The 15116-nt window shown below is 57.9% G+C and carries 12 protein-coding genes and 1 tRNA gene; 6 read left to right on the forward strand and 7 right to left on the reverse strand.

Annotated features, from left to right (window positions below; translation table 11 throughout):
* Window positions 1–83: 83 nt before the first annotated feature.
* The 3 genes from K227x_RS18220 to rho form a co-directional block, all read right to left on the reverse strand.
* Window positions 84–2504: an excinuclease ABC subunit UvrA gene (locus tag K227x_RS18220; RefSeq protein ID WP_218933348.1), complete on the reverse strand. Its 2421-nt coding sequence runs from the start codon at window positions 2502–2504 to the stop codon at window positions 84–86.
* A 309-nt stretch (window positions 2505–2813) separates the two neighbouring features.
* Window positions 2814–2896, reverse strand: a tRNA-Ser gene (locus K227x_RS18225).
* A gap of 106 nt (window positions 2897–3002) precedes the next feature.
* Complete coding sequence (rho, locus tag K227x_RS18230) at window positions 3003–4394, reverse strand: transcription termination factor Rho (protein WP_145171725.1); 1392 nt, start codon at window positions 4392–4394, stop codon at window positions 3003–3005.
* A 267-nt stretch (window positions 4395–4661) separates the two neighbouring features.
* Here rho and K227x_RS18235 point away from each other — a divergent pair, with 267 nt between their 5' ends.
* Window positions 4662–4841 (forward strand): hypothetical protein, encoded by a 180-nt coding sequence (locus K227x_RS18235; RefSeq protein WP_218933349.1) that lies wholly within the window; start codon window positions 4662–4664, stop codon window positions 4839–4841.
* A gap of 585 nt (window positions 4842–5426) precedes the next feature.
* Here K227x_RS18235 and K227x_RS18240 read toward each other — a convergent pair.
* Entirely contained in the window at window positions 5427–5891 is a 465-nt protein-coding gene (locus tag K227x_RS18240; RefSeq protein ID WP_145171730.1) for a (2Fe-2S) ferredoxin domain-containing protein, read from the reverse strand.
* Between the two features lie 118 nt (window positions 5892–6009).
* Here K227x_RS18240 and K227x_RS18245 point away from each other — a divergent pair, with 118 nt between their 5' ends.
* Window positions 6010–6324: a hypothetical protein gene (locus K227x_RS18245; RefSeq protein ID WP_145171732.1), complete on the forward strand. Its 315-nt coding sequence runs from the start codon at window positions 6010–6012 to the stop codon at window positions 6322–6324.
* A gap of 171 nt (window positions 6325–6495) precedes the next feature.
* Here K227x_RS18245 and K227x_RS18250 read toward each other — a convergent pair whose 3' ends face one another.
* Window positions 6496–6948 (reverse strand): ferritin-like domain-containing protein, encoded by a 453-nt coding sequence (locus K227x_RS18250; RefSeq protein WP_145171734.1) that lies wholly within the window; start codon window positions 6946–6948, stop codon window positions 6496–6498.
* 281 nt (window positions 6949–7229) lie between these two features.
* Here K227x_RS18250 and K227x_RS18255 point away from each other — a divergent pair, with 281 nt between their 5' ends.
* Window positions 7230–8387, forward strand: a complete 1158-nt coding sequence (locus K227x_RS18255; protein ID WP_145171736.1) for a DUF255 domain-containing protein — start codon at window positions 7230–7232, stop codon at window positions 8385–8387.
* A gap of 680 nt (window positions 8388–9067) precedes the next feature.
* Here K227x_RS18255 and K227x_RS18260 read toward each other — a convergent pair.
* A complete protein-coding gene (locus K227x_RS18260) occupies window positions 9068–9319 on the reverse strand; it encodes a hypothetical protein (RefSeq protein ID WP_145171738.1) in 252 nt (83 codons plus the stop codon).
* Window positions 9320–9366: 47 nt separating this feature from the next.
* Window positions 9367–10038, reverse strand: a complete 672-nt coding sequence (locus K227x_RS18265; RefSeq protein ID WP_246145902.1) for a HEAT repeat domain-containing protein — start codon at window positions 10036–10038, stop codon at window positions 9367–9369.
* Window positions 10039–10599: 561 nt separating this feature from the next.
* Here K227x_RS18265 and K227x_RS18270 point away from each other — a divergent pair.
* From K227x_RS18270 to K227x_RS18280, 3 genes are all read left to right on the forward strand, one after another.
* Window positions 10600–11769: a hypothetical protein gene (locus tag K227x_RS18270; protein ID WP_145171740.1), complete on the forward strand. Its 1170-nt coding sequence runs from the start codon at window positions 10600–10602 to the stop codon at window positions 11767–11769.
* A 157-nt stretch (window positions 11770–11926) separates the two neighbouring features.
* Window positions 11927–12598 (forward strand): CDP-alcohol phosphatidyltransferase family protein, encoded by a 672-nt coding sequence (locus K227x_RS18275; RefSeq protein WP_218933350.1) that lies wholly within the window; start codon window positions 11927–11929, stop codon window positions 12596–12598.
* Between the two features lie 703 nt (window positions 12599–13301).
* Window positions 13302–15071 (forward strand): hypothetical protein, encoded by a 1770-nt coding sequence (locus K227x_RS18280; protein WP_145171744.1) that lies wholly within the window; start codon window positions 13302–13304, stop codon window positions 15069–15071.
* Window positions 15072–15116: the final 45 nt, after the last annotated feature.

Here is a 15116-nt window from a genome sequence, read left to right on the forward strand (position 1 = left end):
AGTTTAATGGAAACAGACCGCTGACATCGGCATGATGCGACTCGACTTCGGGGCGCCCGTTTTACGTGACGGCTAGTGACCGACTAGCGACACAGAAACGGTGCGGTCCGGCTCTTCTTGGACTTGGCGACTTTCGCAGGTGGCCCCTGGGCGACAATCCGCCCGCCCTTATCGCCGGCCCCAGGCCCGATGTCGATGATCCAGTCACTGTTGCTGGCAACCTGCATGTCGTGTTCGACCATGATGACGGTGTTGCCCGCCTCCACCAGCCCGTTCAACTGAGACATCAACATCGACACGTCCGCCGGATGCAGCCCCGTGGTTGGTTCATCCAGGACGTACAGAGTGTCGCCACGCTGTGCACGCTGCAGCTCGGACGCCAGCTTGATTCGTTGCGCCTCGCCGCCCGACAACTCAGTCGCAGGCTGACCAAGACGCAGGTAGCCGAGACCGACGTGCAACAGGGCATCGAGTGCACGCAGCACCGGTGTTTCATCCGCGAAAAATGCGTGTGCCGATTCGACGGTCAGGTCCAGCACTTCGGCGATGTTCTTGTCCCGATAGGTGACTTCAAGCGTGGCATCGTTGTAACGTTGCCCGCGACAAACCGGACACGGCGTATAGACGCTAGGCAGAAACAACAATTCAACGCTGACGAAGCCCGCCCCTTCGCAGTTCGGACAGCGTCCCTTGGCAACATTGAACGAAAACCGACCGGCATCGTATCGACGGGATTTTGCTTTGCGAGTCAACGCAAACAACTTGCGGACGTGATCGAACAAACCGGTGTAGGTGGCTAGGTTCGATCGAGGCGTTCGACCGATCGGTTTCTGATCGACGGTGATCAAACGTCGGACATGATCCATACCGTCGACGATGCTTCCGCCGGTCGACGTTTCTAGCTCTTGCTCCAACAGGTCGGCTTCGCCCTCGGGAGCATCGACCTCTTTCTTTTGACCGAGCGCTTCGCCGACCAGTTCGACCACTGCCTGACTGACCAAGCTCGATTTCCCGGAACCCGACACGCCGGTAACGGTCGTCAGCACGCCAAGCGGAAAATCGGCGTCTAGACCGCAAAGATTGTTCCGCTGGACTTGCTGCAACTTCAGCCAGCCCGTGGGCTGGCGCAGCGCGTGCTGGGATTCGGGTTGGGGCGAAAACAGACACTTGGCCGTGTGCGACTCTTTGACTTCACGCAAACCGTCTAGCGGGCCACTGTAAACCACTTCGCCGCCGTGGGTCCCTGCCTGCGGTCCGATATCGACGATCCAATCCGCATGCTCGATCACGCTGACGTCGTGCTCGACGACAAATAACGAATTGCCAGACTGTTTCAGTTCGTCCAAGGCCCCCAACAGTGCCTTGGTGTCGGCCGGATGCAGACCCGCCGAGGGTTCATCAAGAACGTAGACGACGCCGAAGAGTTGCGAGCGAATTTGAGTGGCCAATCGCAACCGCTGCAATTCGCCTGGCGATAGGGTGGGCGTGCTGCGTTGCAGTGACAAGTATCCCAAACCAAGGTTGGTCAGCGCTTCGACACGGGCCAGAATGTCGCTGGCAATCCGCTGGGCGACAATCGCTTTCTCGCGATGCAGATCGCTTGCCGATGGTTTTGCATCGGCAGCATCACGCAACCGCACAGCCAGTTCGGTCAGCGTCAATTGAGACAATTCGCCAATGTCCAGCCCCGCAAACTTGACCGACAACGATTCACGCTTCAGCTTTTTCCCATCACAGTCCGGACACTGTGAAATCTGCATGAACTGCGAGACACGTTTCTTGGTGCGGTGACTCTGCGTCGTCGTGAACGAATGCAGCACGTAGCGACGGGCGCTGGTGAAGGTCCCCATGTACCTTGGCGCTGCGGACTGCTGCGGATCACCGGCTTCGCTTAGGCCCGACCGTGTGTAGACGGGAACGACGGGAGTTTCGTCGGTAAATAAAATCCAGTCGCGAGTCTTCTTGGGTAACTTCTTCCACGGCTTGTCGATGTCATGACCGAGCGAAACCAGAATGTCACGCAGGTTTTGGCCCTGCCAGGCCGGCGGCCAAGCGGCAATAGCCTGCTCTCGAATCGACTTGGTGTCGTCGGGAACCAACAACTTTTCCGTTACCTCGAACACCCGACCGATGCCGTGACACCTGGGACATGCCCCCTCGGGCGTATTCGGCGAAAACGAATCGGCATACAGAATTTTCTGGCCGCGAGGATACTGACCGGCACGCGAATACAGCATGCGGAGGCCGTTGGAGATCGTCGTGACGCTGCCCACCGATGAACGCGCCGACGGGGTTCCCCGCTGCTGTTGGAGCGCCACCGCGGGCGGCAACCCATCGATCGCATCGACGTCCGGTTCCCCCACCTGGTCGATCAATCGGCGTGCGTAGGGTGATACCGAATCGAGATACCGACGCTGCGATTCGGCGAACAACGTGCCAAAGGCCAGCGAAGACTTTCCCGAACCCGAGATCCCCGTGAAGACAACGAGGGCGTTCCGAGGCAAATCGACGTCGATATTCTTCAGATTGTGGACACGCGCCCCCCGCACTTGAATGCAGTGGTCTGGGTCACACAGGACGTTCTTGGCTTTTTTCCGAGCGATGACTGATTCTCGTAAGGGGAGAGTTGGGCAACCGGTGCTTTGACCCCGGCAATCGACGCGGCTGCCTCGGCCGCAAAAAACACGTGACGCCCGAAAACACGTGACGCCCGAAAACACTGGCAGCCCGAAAACACTGGCAGCCCGAAAACGCTGGACACCAAAAAAAACACCCCACAGAACAAGTGTTCTGCGGGGTGTTTTTATCGTTAGCGGAGGACACGAGACTCGAACTCGCAGCCCCTTGCGGGGTACCTCAGTTCCAGTGAGGCCGCTCACCAATTCGCTTATCCTCCGTTGCCGCCGGCTATTCCCAGCGACGGGTGTTCTCGAGCGACGCATATCTTGGCCGCTCGGAACGTTTTGATCAAGGTCGGATACGCTGCCCCAACCAAGAAATCGTTACAGCGATGTTTTTGCACCGCTGATCAGCTTGATGAATTCATCATTACTGACAAACCGCCCCAACTGCTTGGTCAATTGTTCCATGGCATCGCAGGGGTGCATCGAACTGAGCGTTCGTCGCAGCATCGTGACCGCTTCGTAGGTTTCTTCGTCGTGCAACAATTCTTCGCGGCGGGTACCGCTCTGCGAAATGTCGATCGAAGGCCAAACGCGGCGATCGGCCAAGCGGCGATCCAGGACCAATTCCATGTTCCCGGTCCCCTTGAACTCTTGGAAAATCGCTTCGTCCATCCGGCTGTTCGTATCGACCAGGCAGGTGCCCACGATCGTCAACGAACCACCTTCTTGGAAGGCGCGAGCGGTGGCGAACAATTTCTTCGGCACGTCCATCGCCTTGATGTCCAAACCACCCGACATGGTTGCTCCGCCACGACCGGATCGCCCCACCCACTTATTGAAGGCACGAGCCAATCGGGTGATCGAATCGAGCATCAGGAACACATCTTGGCCCATTTCGGCCAAGCGTTTCGCCCGATCGATGACCAATTGGCTAAGCCGAACATGACTTTCGACGTCCATATCCAGACTGCTAGCGATGACTTCGCCGTTGACGATGTTCCGCTTCATGTCCGTGACCTCTTCGGGTCGCTCGTCAATCAACAGCACCATCAATTTGACGTTGGGATGATTCTCTGCCATCCCAGTCGCGATGTCCTGCAGCATGATCGTTTTACCGCTGCGGGGCGGGGCGACGATCAAGGCTCGTTGGCCCAGTCCCATCGGAGCCAGAAGATCGATCACACGGTTGGTGACCGGTCGCTGACCGCGTTCAAGACGCAGCCACTTTTCTGGGTTGATGGCCGTCAGAGTGTCGAAGTTCGGGACTTCCGGATAATCCTCGGGCTTGATGCCGTCCACGTCCAGGATCTCGCGAACTCGCGGTCCCTGTTGGCGGCGTGCCTCTTGGACCATCGCTTTGATCTGGACACCTTGTCGGAGCCCGAACTTTTCGATCATCGTGCCCGGCACAAATGGATCGCTTCGTTCGCGAGAGTAGTTGTTTTCGGTGGTCCGCAGGAATCCGTAACCATTGGGATGCAGTTCCAGAATGCCTTCGCCTTCTAGCAGCGGAGCATCGTTGGAGATTTCTGGTTCGCGATCGACACCACCGTTTTGGTTGTTGCCATTGCCGCCTCCACCGCCGCCTCCGCCACCACCGCCTCGGCGACGACGACGAACACGAGGTTTTCCGTTTTGGCCACCGCCACCGCCTTGGCCTTGGCCACCACCGCCGCCACCACCTTGGCCTCCGCCGTGATTGGGCCCGTTACCGTTGCCCGAACCACCGGAACCATTCCGATTGCGATTACTGCGTTTCTTTTTCGCCATTTGTCATCCAGAAGGCTAAGCCGATGCCGATTCGCTCTTCGTCATTCTCCTGCCTGCGGGGGCAAAGGAGAAACAAGAACGGGCAAGGGGGTCAGCGAGTTTGAAGAAGTACCGCATCGTTAGGAACGAAGGAATAAAGCTCTGGAAATAGAAATCGCGGTTCATTTCTATCAGAGACGCCGGTTGCACCGTTCTGCGACTGCCAACACCCCACCACCGTGACGGGCTGGCAATCAAAATGCCATGCTCGTATCGCTGGTCACGCCAATGAACATCACCAAACGGCGATCAATGACGGGGGAAAGCCAACAGAATCAGATCAGTGCCGAATCGAAATCGTGGAAACAGATATTCGTTTTGTCGAAGGGACCAGCCAATGAAATCGCCAGCGGACCGAAACACGATTCGACGGAAAGCTTCATTGCCCAGAAGGCACAACATCAGTGACAGGACTGCGAATACATCCCAGACCTGCGTTTAACGAGCGAGATGACCAACAATGGCATAACACTCGGCGGCATCAGAAGGACCGATTCCGCATCGAATTACCGAATGAAATTCGTCCAGACCGTCAACAAGACGGTGTCTGGGTAAACTTCGCGAAAAAATTGCCGGCGTCCTACGCCGAAAACTACTCGCATCGAAGCAGCGGTAACATCAAACCGCCGTGTGTCTCCGATTGATTTGACCTGGGAGTCCAGTCTCAATATTGATCAAGACCCCAAATCCAGGGTCGCCAGTTTCCTCGGCTAGATCATGCGGTCGCGTCAAGCGGGGTCGCGGTTGAGAGGGACAAAGCCAGGTCGTCCGGGAGAGGTGTCAGATCGACAACCGGCCAAGACATCTGTGTCTAAGACCAGGGATGCCGAATCAGCACCTTCATGACTTTTCTGAAATATAACCTGCTGACCCCCAATGTCAAGCCCGGAATTGCCACCCCTGATGCCAGCTGAACTTTTTCTCTCCCGAAAAGGCAAATTCTTCGGTCCCCCGAATTCGATAGAATCTCGTTCCCAGACCGCCTGCCCAGCTTCACGCCAGATCGATCGGCGAGATCAGATGCGACGTCACCGGTCGTCCGTCGATCACATGTTCTTTCAAAATCCGGTCGATCACCTGCGGCGTACAGGATCCGTACCACAAGCCGTCGGGCATCACCGCCATGATCGGACCACCCCGGCAAACTCCAATGCAGCCGACCGCGACTCGCATGGCACGAACCGAATCGTTCGATTTCGATGACTTCAGCCCCCACTGTTTCATCCGGCTCTTCAAGTGTTTCCAGGCGGCCGCCATTTCTTTCCCGCTGGCACATTTGGCCGTCTTTCGGTCCATGCACATCAGGATCACTTTCTGGCCGGGACCGAGTCCCAACTTTTTTGACCGAGAGCGAGCAGACTTCAAATCGGGCTTCGGCAACGGGGCCAAGCGGTCTGCCCCACTGCGGTCAGCGGGCGACTCAGCGGCCGATTTGCGTGCTCCGGCGTCATCTTTCACAGCGAAAAGCTCCGATCAGGAGGATGGAAACGATTGTTTTAGTCGTTGACGGCCCCACCAGACGGGATACCATTATGCTACTGAGAACGGTTATCAACAATATCGCCCGAGCCACTTGATGCCCACAGAAACTCTGATCAGCGTTTTGCCGACTGACGACGACCACAACCGGTTGGTGATTGTGATCCAGCGTGGCGAGCCCGACGATTGCGAATCGGGCGGTGACCGAATGATGCTACGCCAGGAATCGTATTCGCCTGACGTGGGCTGGTTCACCCAGAGCTGCTTGCCGATTCAACCGGAACAGATGGCCGGCTTGAAAGCCGCCCTCACCGGAAACTCTGCCAGAAATCTGCATCGACCGTCGCGATCGCACTTCGAAGCTTCCCCCGTGCTCAGCTTCTGCGAAGCCGCAGCCGCCCGAGTCGGATAGATCCCCGTTGGCCGTGATGCCACGGGCGTGGGGGCGGTGTGGGGTGTGGATTCCCGGCCGCTCACGCGATCACGGCTCACTACAATCGACAAACCCTTGGCGGGTCTCGCAACCAACGGACCGCCCCGGCGTTCCAATCGAACGCCGACACGTTGCTCCGAAACGAACTCTCTAGCCCGATTTGCGTGCCGAATTGGCTGCTGAGGCGGTGCTGGTGTCACGCAGCAACTTGGTGTACTCGTCGACGCCTTCTTGTTCGTCGTTGAGAATGTCTTCCAAGAAGACCACCAGGGCACGATTTCCTTCGGCAAGTTCCAGCGCCTTTTCGTACATTTCCACGGCCTTGGCTTCGAATTCCAGGCTGAACTGCAACACTTCGAATAGGTCGCGAGACTGTTTGATTTCGTTGCGAGTGGCGACTGGCACACCGCCCAACGCGACAATCTTGTTGCCGATCAATTGAGCGTGACCGAACGATTCCTTGGCATCGCCGATGAACTTATCTGCGTAAACCTCGCGCCAAACGCCTTCGACGATGAAACTGGCCTGCGAGTACTGGGCGACGCCAGTCCATTCGTGCTTCAGGATTTCGTTCAGGTGCGCGATCAATTCTTGGTTAGCCATGGAAAACGTCCTTATTCCGGTGCGATCAAAAGGTAAGTGCGACAAGCAATTTTAGCGATCCGCCAGTTGCGACAGAAGGGCTCGCCCGGCTGGTTGGGGGATCCACGGGGCCAACCTCGCCAACGAATCGCTAATCGTCAAAGTCGACACAATCTGCACTTTCCACAGAATCCGCTCAAGTGGTACCAGCAGTCAGGCCGATGAGAGTCCAGCGCGGAAAGAGTTTTCGCCTCCCAACCTAAAATGCTCTCCATGCCATTCGACGACAGGAATCTGATTCGATGAAAGCGGTAGCCCTAACCCTGATGACCACCATCGCAATGACGTTGATGGTCGCCAGCCCTGCCAACGCTGAAATCGCTTGGCAAACGAATCTTCGCACCGCACACGCCAAGGCCCAGGCCGAAGGAAAGCTGTTGCTGCTGCACTTCTTTACCGACAACTGCGTCTGGTGCGACCGGCTAGAAGAAGGCGCGTTCTTGGATCCGTCGGTCAACTCTGCGATCGAAGAGAAGTTTGTGGCGGTCAAGGTGCACGCCGGCCAAAGCCCCAAGCTGGCCGAAATGTTCAAGGTCACGAAATTCCCGACGGATGTTGTCGTTAATATCGAAGGCAAAACGCTGTCCCACGGCGTCAGCCCTCAACAACCCGATCGATACATCGCGATGTTGGTCGGTGCTGTCCGCAGTGCTCCCACGCCTGCCGCACCCGGTTCGCCGATGATCGCGGGCACACCTGCTGCTGCACCGCCCGCTGGTGCTCCTGCCTATGCAGTTGCCGCCAAGCCGACCGAAACCGCCGCCGCACCGGTTGGTCCCAAGTCACCACCCGCATCGACAGCCGCTAGCTGGGAATTGCCCAGCGGGCCCAATGCGATTGCCGCCAAGAATCGCTTGGTCAGCAACAGCACCGAAGGACTCTCTTTGGCCATGCCAGGCGATGTCGCCAGCCCGTCGCCAGCCAAAGCGGTGGAATCCTCCAAGCCAGCCAACACGTCGGTCGCCGCAGCGAAACCGGCTGCCAGCAAGCCAGCGGCCGCAAAGTCCTCGTCCCATCAACCTGAACTGGCCATGGACGGTTACTGTGCCGTTACCGTGGTCGACGATGCCGAGTGGGTCGAAGGCAGCCCCGAATTCGGAGTCATCCACTTGGGCAAGCTGTACTTGTTCTCCTCAGACGCCAAGAAAAAGAAGTTCCTGGCTCAACCGGTCCCCTACACACCCGTGCTGAACGAGATCGATGTGGTCCGTTTCTTCGAAGAACAAGTGATCGTGCCGGGCAAACGTGAATGGGCCATGCAAGATCCGTTCAACAAACGAATGTTCTTCTTTGCCGACAAAGCGTCCATGCTGCACTTCGAAAACACCTACGAACGCTATGTCGACGCCGCCATCGACGTCATGGACAAAGCCGTCAAAGAATCGAACCCCGGTTCGTAAGGAACAACTCGTCAGCGATCCAGCTGATCGAAGTCAACCATTCCAAAGAGCCTCGTCGATCAAAATCGGCGAGGCTTTTTTCGTTGCCATGCCGCATCGTCAAAACGCATGGCCCGCTGCCCCAAACGGTGCGCAGTCGACACCCATCGTATCGACACCCATCGTTTAACCGCGTGGGCATCGCCCCGTGCGTTCACCCACCAAAACGCGCGGCCCGATAGGCACGCGGTGAAACGACCGCATGAACTGGACCGCATATCGACACCCATCGTTTAACCGCGTGGGCATCGCCCCGTGCGTCCACCCACCAATACGCGCGGCCCGATGAGGCACGCGGTGAAACGACCGTGTGGACTGGACCGCATATCGACACCCATCGTTTAACCGCGTGGGCATCGCCCCGTGCGTCCACCCACCAAAACGCGCGGCCCGATGGGCACGCGGTTAAACGAGCGTGTGGACTGGACAGCACATCGCCCCCCATCGTTTAACAGCGTGGGCATCGCCCCGTGCGTCCACCCACCAAAACGCGCGGCCCGATAGGCACGCGGTGAAACGACCGCATGAACTGGACCGCATGGACTGGACAGCATATCGCCCCCCATCGTTTAACCGCGTGGGCATCGCCCCGTGCGTCCACCCACCGATACGCGTTTGCTGCGTGATGGGCTCGTAGATCGCTACTGGTTGACGCCGATTTCTTGTTCGGCATAACCGGGGCGGACGCCTGACAGGATGGCTACACCGCAGGTGAAGGCCGCGACCGCGATGGCGGCCCATACGCCTCGCGCGACCGGTTTCCCGTAACGACTGCGCACCGCTTGGATGCTGCGCAACTGGTAAGGCTGGTCCCAGGGGCCGACGGCGATGAAAGTTGCGATCATCGACATGGCGACCGATAGACCGCCGACCAGGGGTTCGTCGTAACTCAAGTTGTCTCTCCTACCTGACTGCCGCAACATGCGATCGGACTCGCTACTTACGAATCGTTGGCCTGGCGCAGTTTTCGTTCGATCATACGAATTTGGGCGCGAGCGTTCTCCAGATCCGGACAGATATCCAGGCTGCGTTTCAGCGCCGACACAGCCGCTTCGCCATCGCCCAACATCAATCGGCATCTGGCTAGCCCCTGCCAAGCCGGATAATGATACCGGCAATGCCACAGACACGCACTGTACGCCGCTTCGGCTTGAAAGAAGTTCTCGAGGCCGTGCCAACAGATCGCCAGTTGGTGATGGGCTTCGGCGTACAACGGAGCCTGATCCACCAAGATCATCGTCGGCGCAAGTGCGCCGGCGTACTCACCGCCATCGTTCAGGTGCATCACCTTCAACAATTGTTGGTGGTGCATCGGAGCAGCGTCGCGTACCAACAGGGCGCGGAACGAATCGTCCGCCGCCAACCGGACTCCGCGATCCGAATCGCAGAGCGCACGGCCCAGCGGTTCAATCGCCGAATGATCTCCCAACATGCCCAGAGACAAGGCCGACGCACGCCGCAGTTCCACATCACCACGACGCAACAGCGACGTCAAAGTGGATTCGCAGTAGTGATCGTCCACATCGGAAGCGAACTGAGGCGAATCCGCGGAGTTCAAGTAACGACGATAGGCGGTCGCTAGTCGAGTGGTCCTGACCAAGGGTGTAGTCACAATCTCTCCGTCGTGTGGGGTTACGCATCGTTCGTTTCGCCGAGGCAAGCCATTTTGGCTCCACCGCAACCGGATCACGAATCCGTCATCGCTGGCCCGTTCTGCTGGATCGTTGTTGGTGGCCAACGCGAGGCATGTTAGTCACGCTCCAGTGCCGGACAAGGCTCCCTGAGCCAATCGCGGCGGCTACGGACCGCGGCGAACACCTGTAATGGAACGATCCAAGCCAATAAAGAGCGTCAGCGGACCGGCAGCTGGTTGATATCCAAGGTCCAATCCGCGTAGCCTGGTCAATACAGGGGCTACCGCGGGGTCCCCTGCGTCGCGGCTATACTGGTCGAGTCTAGTCACAGCGGCAGGCGGCAACAACTGGCCAAAACCCAGTGTTTTTCGCAATTTCGGGTGATTTCGGGCCGATCCGCTTTCGCCAAACACAGCCCCCCACAACACCCTGTCTTCGCGGTCATCCAACTTGATGGATTCCTCACAAACCACCTAGGCGATCCAGTGTCAACAAATGTCGGGCAGTCGCCCAGCACGGTGAACCCCAAGGGTGTGCCAATGTCAGAAAAATCGTCACGAGACTTCCTGTTTTTAGCCAGACTTTTGGGCGGCATGATCGTTTGGACCGGTTTGGGCGCTTCGGCAGTTCTGGCTGCATCCCCGGTCAACGAGTTGTCCGAACGCGACCGCAGTGTCCGCGCGATGGCTTCGCCTACCACGGGGATCATCAATGGATTGCCATTTCGTGACGCCATCGACCGATTCACCAGCGGTGTGAAGGTCAACGTTTGGCTGGACCGCCATATCGACCCAACCGCCCCGGTTCAGATTGGCCAGGTTGGGCCCACACCGTTTGCAGCGATCGACAGCATCGCCGCATCGCGGGGATGCGTGGTGCACTGGGTTGCCGGCGTGGTGATCGTCGGACGCGCTGAATGGGTGGACCGCGTTTCGGCGGAAGTGATGTCGTTGAAAACCAAGGGCGACCGCGATGTCGCCGCGCAAATCCACTGGGACGCTCTAGCGACCCCTGACGAGGCGCTATCAGCATCGCTGGACCGATCAGATCCGGGCGGGACTGCAGCACCAAATGCATCGCTGCCCCATGACCTGTGGCCGGCGACCACTTGGCATGACATCCATCGCGATGTCGCAACTTTGTTGGTCCGCAGCCAGTTTCTGGATTTCGACGACGCCGAATCCGTATCGAAAGCCGTGCCGGCCGAGCAAGTGACGCGGTTGTATCGATGGCCGGATCTGACCACCGTCCGTGAAGCCATCCAAAAGGAAGACGCGGGGGCGAAAGTCCGAGTCAACGACGCGGCGCTGCTGATCCGAGCAACCGCGAAAGCACACCGGATGGCCGTGCAAGCGATTCTGTCCACTCCGATCGAAGCTCCCAACGACCGTGCGGGAAACCAGAATCGGGCTGGAAACCGGGGCGGCAATCCAGCTGCGAACCCGCCGGCCGGTGCAGCAACCGGCAGCGATATGCCGCGATTTTCGTTGAAATCAAAGACAGCCGCTCGCAACGCACTGAACCAACTTTGCCAAGCCGCCGGTCGAACTTGCCGCATCGAATCGACGGCTGCGGCGGCTTGTGAAGCGATCGTACAGATCGAAGAGTCCGACGTGACGCTGCCTGATCTGATCGGCAAGGTCGCCGCCCTGGCGGGATGCCAAGCGACCTGGACGGACACCGAAGTGGTGATCTCGGTGGCTCCCTAACGCTTCGATTCGGCCACCGGTTTCGAAAATTCCGCGTCCCCGAGCGCTGTCACCGGGCCATGGACGGGCACTTTGTTTGGATCCACCGGGGTCAGCAAGTCATGTGGATTTGCACCGAACCCCGCCCGTGACCGTCACGATCCGCAGAGTCTCAGCGATGTCGAAACGCGTTTCCCACGGTCTTCTAGACCCGTTTGTCGGTCCCTGTTTGCAATCGCTGTACCCGTACCTGTCGATCCCCAAGCGGTTTCCGCCGGAGGGCATCGTGTTGGTGGGACACCTATCGGCGATCGCCGGTGCGATCGGGTTTGCGTTTAGCACATCGACATGGTGGGGCGGCGGATTGGCCTCTGCCGGCGTGATCGGCAATCACTTGGCCGACTGTGTGGACGGCACGCATGCTCGACGCACCGGGCAATGTCGAAACGGTGGGGAACTGTTGGACCATTTCACCGATCCACTCTCGTTCGCCTATTGGATGATCGGCATCGGGGTGGCCGCAGGCAGTTTGCAGATGGCACTGGCCGCAGTGGTGATTCTGTTCGCGATCGCGGTCCTGACCAACATCAAAGCCAAGCTGGTTGGCGAGTTCACACTGTCCGCGTTCGGCCCGACCGAGCTGAAAGCAATCCTGGTCGGATCGGGCCTAACGATCGCGTTGGTGCACGCCTTTGCACCGGAGTGGGCGGTGATCACCACCGCTATCGGCTTTGCAGCGTTGATCACCGTCGGTGCGATCCAGTTGCCGGTCCAACTGTATCAGTCGGTGCGGGACGTGAACCAGTTCGGCGGCCAACCCGACACCAGCGAATGGGAAGTACGTCGATAGCCCCAACGGAACCACGACGAATCTCCCAACGACGAATCTCCTATGACAAATCCACCGTAGCGAATGCCGCCAAGACTGTCGGCAATTCCCCCCCCCTCAACGGCCCAAACCGTTGGCGAGTCTCGCTACCGATGGCTGCGAATCAAGATGACCACCCAAATCGGTCGTTGGGGACGCCGTCTTGGGAGTCCACCGCGGGAGGGTTGCGGGGCAGAGTCGCCGGGTGTTGCGGATTTTACGGGGAGTGCGGCTCCCACATTCCGGGTGGTTGATGGCGGCCAGGCAAGAGCGGTACCTGGCAATCTGTTCAGGGAGACGCCCAATCGAGGCGATCGAGCCTGCATAATCGTCAAACTTGATACCGCCGTTCATCCAGGGCCCCCAATCCTCCCGTTTTGCCCTGGCGTTCTCTTTTACGTGCTTAACGCTTCACACGTAGACGATGTAGTCAGTGCATCGAGTTCCTCTTTGCCAGTGAGCACAGCTTACGCGGATCGGATTATCCGCGGCAGTGGTGCCACTAGCAACCTGGGATGCCAGATCATCGACAGTCGCGACGACAGTTTTAGTCTCCGACGCGTTTTGATCAGCGTGCCATTTCGCACGGGGGAATTTCGAGTGTCACGTTACCGATGCCGGAGCATCGGGAGTTTCAAGCTGCGTCCAATGCAACACATGTGTTGTTTCCTGTGGAGAATTGAAGATGAAAAGGCTGTGGTTGTTGCCGGCCGTTGCGATCATTGCGATCGTTTCGGGGGCTAAGTCCGCTAGCGCCGCTTATTGTGGTGCAATCAGTTATCAAGGCTGTAGCGATTGTGGTTCAAGCGTTGTCGATGGCGGAACGATCGCCGGTGACGGTGCGATTGTTGAAGGAGCTGTTGCAGACGGTTCGATGGGTGCCCCGGTTGCCGGCGGAACCTACACCGTGATGCGAACAGTTCAAGAAACGGTTTACGATCAAGTAGAGGAAACTCGCTATCGTAGCCGTAATGAAGTGTATTACGAAGACAAAGAAGTACAGGGCACTCGTACCGTCCCGTACACAGAGCAAAAAGAAGTTCAGTACACCGTGATGGTTCCTTCGTACGAGACCAAAACTCGCACGATCAACTACACCGTGATGAACAAGGTCGTCGAGAATCACTCGAAGACGATCAACTACACCGTCAAGGTTCCTGTTTACGAAACCAAGACTCGTACGATCAACTACACCGTCAACAAACCGGTGTACGAGACTCATCAAAAGACGATCAACTACACGGTGAAGGTTCCTGTTCGGGAAACTCGCCAAAAGACGATCAACTACACCGTCATGAACCCGGTTCGTGAGAACCACAGCAAGACGGTGAACTACACCGTCATGGTGCCAGTTCGTGAGCAAAAGTCTCGCACGATCAACTACACGGTCTACAACACCGTGCAAGAGCAAAAAGTTCGCACCGAGAACTACAGCGTTGTGGTTCCTGTGACGACGACCAAAATGGTCACCGTCAAGGGTGGACATTGGGAAACGATCAGCGAAGAAGTTCCTGGCAAGATGATGCGTCGCACCGTCCGCGAGCCAGGTACTTGGACGTTTGATCCATCGACCTGCCGCAACGTGTACTGCCCCGGTGCTTGCCGAGTGGAATGCGTTCAAGGTTGCCCAACGACCGTCTGCAAGAAGGTTTGGGTTCCTACCTGCGAGCAAAAAGAAGTGACCTGCACTTCTTACACACGAGAATGCCGCACCCGTGAAATTCCTTACACCGTATGCCGTAAGGTTCCTGAGTGCCGCACCAAGGTTGTTAACTACACCGTCTGCAAGATGGTTCCCGAGTGCCGTAGCAAAGTTGTCAACTGGACGACTTGCAAGATGGTTCCCGAGTGCCGCAGCAAAGTTGTCAACTACACCGTTTGCAGCACCGTCTGCGAACAACGATCGAAGGTCGTCAACTACACGACTTGCAAGATGGTTCCCGAATGCCGCACCAAGACTTGCAACTACACCGTTTGCCGTACCGTTTGCGAACCACGTAGCAAAGTTGTGAACTACACGACCTGCAAGATGGTCCCAGAATGCCGCACCAAGACCGTCTCGTACAAAGTGTGCAAGATGATCCCAGAATGCCGCACCAAGACCGTTTGTGTCAACAAGTGCCGCACTGAGTGCTTCACCAAGACCGTTAAAGTCGCCAAGTGCCGTAAGGTTTGCGAACCTTACACCGTCACCAAGTGCGTTCCCCGAGTTGTCTGCAAGCAAGTTCCAGTTCAAGTTTGTGCACCTGCACCAACTTGCTGCGATCCTTGCTCGGCCGGCATCAGCTCGGCTTCGGACATGGGCTGCGGATGTGCTTCGGATTGCGGTTGTGCAGCACCTAGCTGCGACGGCCCAGTCAAAAGCTTGCTGAAGAACATCTTCGGCGGCTGCCACCACGACTGTGGCTGCGACAGCGGCTGCGAAGTTGCACCATCCTGCGGATGTGGCTGCTAAGTATCGCTTCGAAGCGAAAGTAACTCTCGCCTGGGGCGGCTAACC

Source organism: Rubripirellula lacrimiformis (genome assembly GCF_007741535.1).
Lineage (GTDB): Bacteria > Planctomycetota > Planctomycetia > Pirellulales > Pirellulaceae > Rubripirellula > Rubripirellula lacrimiformis.

What these genes read in the sequence shown, in the direction of transcription:
- rho (WP_145171725.1), bottom strand. Translation starts at nt 4,394, where the DNA reads ATGGCGAAAAAGAAACGCAGTAATCGCAATCGGAATGGTTCCGGTGGT.
- K227x_RS18235 (WP_218933349.1), top strand. Translation starts at nt 4,662, where the DNA reads ATGAACATCACCAAACGGCGATCAATGACGGGGGAAAGCCAACAGAAT.
- K227x_RS18245 (WP_145171732.1), top strand. Translation starts at nt 6,010, where the DNA reads ATGCCCACAGAAACTCTGATCAGCGTTTTGCCGACTGACGACGACCAC.
- K227x_RS18250 (WP_145171734.1), bottom strand. Translation starts at nt 6,948, where the DNA reads ATGGCTAACCAAGAATTGATCGCGCACCTGAACGAAATCCTGAAGCAC.
- K227x_RS18255 (WP_145171736.1), top strand. Translation starts at nt 7,230, where the DNA reads ATGAAAGCGGTAGCCCTAACCCTGATGACCACCATCGCAATGACGTTG.
- K227x_RS18270 (WP_145171740.1), top strand. Translation starts at nt 10,600, where the DNA reads ATGTCAGAAAAATCGTCACGAGACTTCCTGTTTTTAGCCAGACTTTTG.
- K227x_RS18275 (WP_218933350.1), top strand. Translation starts at nt 11,927, where the DNA reads ATGTCGAAACGCGTTTCCCACGGTCTTCTAGACCCGTTTGTCGGTCCC.
- K227x_RS18280 (WP_145171744.1), top strand. Translation starts at nt 13,302, where the DNA reads ATGAAAAGGCTGTGGTTGTTGCCGGCCGTTGCGATCATTGCGATCGTT.